This window comes from Methanobrevibacter sp. 87.7 (assembly GCF_002208625.1).
Lineage (GTDB): Archaea > Methanobacteriota > Methanobacteria > Methanobacteriales > Methanobacteriaceae > Methanarmilla.
The window spans coordinates 1-3,266 of the sequence record NZ_MRCT01000179.1; the positions used below are offsets into that span (position 1 = coordinate 1).

Sequence of the window (3,266 nt, forward strand, 5' to 3'; positions counted from 1 at the left end):
GTTTTTAATAATTAAATTAAAGTTTAATATTAACTTTATTTAGTTAATATTTCTTTTTTTTAAAATTTAATGATTTATATAATTATTTTTAAATTTCATTTTTTAAATTTAAAAACAATATTAAAAAAAGAATTTAAGTATTTAAAAAGGTTATATTTTAATAATTTTTAAAATTATTAAAATTTATTGTATTCTAGTTGCTTCAAGGTTTAATGGAGTTTTAGTTTCCATTTTAAAGCTTCTATGAATACTACTTGCAAGGTCAACTGTTTTATATGGATCTCCGTGACATACAAGTATTTTTTCAGGTCTTGGACTTAATCTTTTTACATAGTCCATAAGTTGACGTCTATTTGAGTGACCACTAAAACCACTGATTGTAGTAATTTCCATATTAACATGGAATACTTCAGTTTTATTATTTACTTCTAATGGTATCTCTTTTACACCTCTTTGTATTCTTTTACCTAATGATCCTTCTGCTTGGTATCCTACAAAGATTAAAGTGTTTTTCTCATTATCACATAATGCTTTAAAGTATTCCACAGAGTTTCCTCCAGTTAACATACCTGAGGTTGAAAGAATAATACATGGTTCTCCTTCAACAATATCTCTTCTATCTGCATTATTAGAAACATTTTTAAAGTAATCTGAGATAAATGGATTTCTGCCCATATGGAAAATTTGATCTCTTAAATCTTTACTTAAGTATTCTGGTCTTGCAGTATGTATTGCAGTTGCTTCCCAAATCATACCATCAATATAAATCGGTACTTCATCAATCATTCCATGACGCATATATTCTTCAAGTACAATCATTAATTCTTGTGCTCTACCTACAGCAAATACAGGTACTAAAACTTTTCCACCACGTTTTAAAGTTTTATAAATGGTTTTCATCATTTCTTTTTCTGCATTATTTCTTGATGGTTGGATATCTTCATGTCCACCATAAGTACTTTCCATAATAACAGTTTCTGCTCTTGGGAATCTAGTAGTTGCAGGTTCTAATAATCTACTTCTTTCATATTTGAAATCTCCAGTATAAACTAAATTGTGTTGACCATCACCAATATGCATATGTGCTATAGCAGAACCTAAAATATGTCCTGCATTATGTAAAGTTAATCTTATATCTGGTGAAATATCAGTTACTTCTCCATAATCTAAGCATATTGTATGTTTAATACATTTTTGAACATCTTTTACATTAAATGGTAATGGATGTCCTTCTCTATGTGCAATATCAATATGATCTAATTGTAAAAGTGTCATTAAATCAGATGTTGGTGTTGTACAATATACTGGTCCTTCATATCCATAGTGGAATAAGTAAGGTAAGAAACCAACATGGTCAAGGTGTGCATGTGATATAATAACAGCATCTAATTCTTGAATATTAAATTCAGGAACATTTAAATATGGGAATGCATCTTTATCATTGTTTGCTGCAACATTTACTCCACAATCTAAAAGAACTCTACTATTTGGTGTTTGAAGAAGCATACATGATCTTCCTACTTCTTTAAATCCACCCATAGAAGTTATTCTTGCCCAATCATTTTCATATTTAGTTTCTTGGTGAATTCTTTTACCAAGATCTTCTAAGAATTTTTTTCTTTCTTTACTACTATTTTTTAAGATTGTTCTTATTCTACCAATAATTTCTGATGAAATTGGTGGTGTTCTTAAGATTTTTGGAGCCCATCCTGTTTGTTTAACGATTTCTCTTGAAGTTACTCCATATTTACCAATAACTAATCCTGGTTTTGTAGCTTCAATTATTACTTCACAGGTAACATCATCAAAAGAAATATCACTTATTTCTGCATCTTCTGGAACAATTTCTTTTACTTTTTGTATAGTTTCTTCAGGATCTAATAAAACACTTTTATCTGATCTGATGATAATTCTTTTTCTTAAATCTTTTGCTAAATTACGAATAAGGTCTCCATTATCTGTTATAATTTCTGGATTTTTTGTATAAATTACAATTTCCGGCCCTTCAAATTCAACTTTAGCAACTTTTACCCTTTCAGGTAATCTGTCTATAATTGTTTTCTTTGTTTCTTCTAAGATTTCTGAAGCCATATAATCACTTCTTTGAAAAATAGTCTATTAGAATTAAAAATTATATTTAATAATTTATTTTTATAATTTAAATCTCAATTATTTATTAAGTATTTAAATAATTGATTAATAAAATAATATTTAGTTATAATTAATGATTTATTAACTAAACATTTTAATTTAAAAATAATAAGTTTAGAGTTAATTTAACTCTAAATTAAGTATATGAATAATTATTTATTCATTATAAAATTTATTATGAAAAAAATAAGTTAAAATAAAAAATTAATAAAATTAGTTACTAATTTCTTCTACTTTTGCTTCAACTATTTCTTTGTCTAACATTTTGAATCCTTCATCTTTTGTAACAGTAGCTACTAAGAATCCGTTTCCAGAGAAAGTATCACGTTCAGTAGCAGATTTAATTGCTCTTAATGCAATTTCTATACCTTCATCAATACTTAAATCTTCATGGAATCTATCTTCTAAGACACCGTATGCAAATACAGATCCAGATCCAGTAGATATAAATGTATCTTTAATTACTCCTCCTGCAGCATCAAAAGAGTAAATAGATGAACCTTCATCATCTACACCTCCAAGAAGGATTTGTACTCCTCTTGGTTGTGAGTGTAAAATATTTCCAGTTAAAGTAGCTGCAGAATCAATACTGATTGGTTCTCCATTTCTTAAATTATATAATGAAACTTCTGCACGCATTACTTTCATTAAATTTTGTGCATCTGCAACACTACCAGCAATAGTTGCTGCTATATGATCATCAATTTTAAATATTTTTTTTGCAACTTTATGAGCTACTAAACTACCCATACTAGCTCTTCTTTCTGATGCAAAAACAATTCCATCTTTACAAGTAATACCAACAGTAGTGGTACCTTTTACAATTTTTTCATTGTCCATGTAAACACCTCGTTTTTATAACATGTAATGAATTTATTATAAATATATAATTTTAAGTATATTATCTTTAATAGTAAACTTTACTATTTTTATAATATATTTTTTAAAAATTTTTATTTTATACTAAATTTACTTGAAATAATGTTTATTTAATTATTTCTAAAAGATATTTTTTATTATAATTTTATTTTAATTATTAATAATTTTTAGTATTTTACATAATTTTATTATTATAAAATACTTTTTTCATATTTAATATTCTTTTATTATTAAAT

At 26.0% G+C, this 3,266-nt stretch carries 2 protein-coding genes; both read right to left on the reverse strand.

The window, feature by feature from the left end:
- Nucleotides 1-183: 183 nt before the first annotated feature.
- The gene (locus BGI41_RS07320) at nt 184-2,091 is read right to left on the reverse strand and encodes a beta-CASP ribonuclease aCPSF1 (RefSeq protein ID WP_088540010.1); all 1,908 of its coding nucleotides are present in this window, start codon (nt 2,089-2,091) and stop codon (nt 184-186) included.
- A 273-nt stretch (nt 2,092-2,364) separates the two neighbouring features.
- Nucleotides 2,365-2,991, reverse strand: a complete 627-nt coding sequence (gene psmB / locus BGI41_RS07325) for an archaeal proteasome endopeptidase complex subunit beta (RefSeq protein WP_088540012.1) — start codon at nt 2,989-2,991, stop codon at nt 2,365-2,367.
- Between the last annotated feature and the right edge of the window lie 275 nt (nt 2,992-3,266).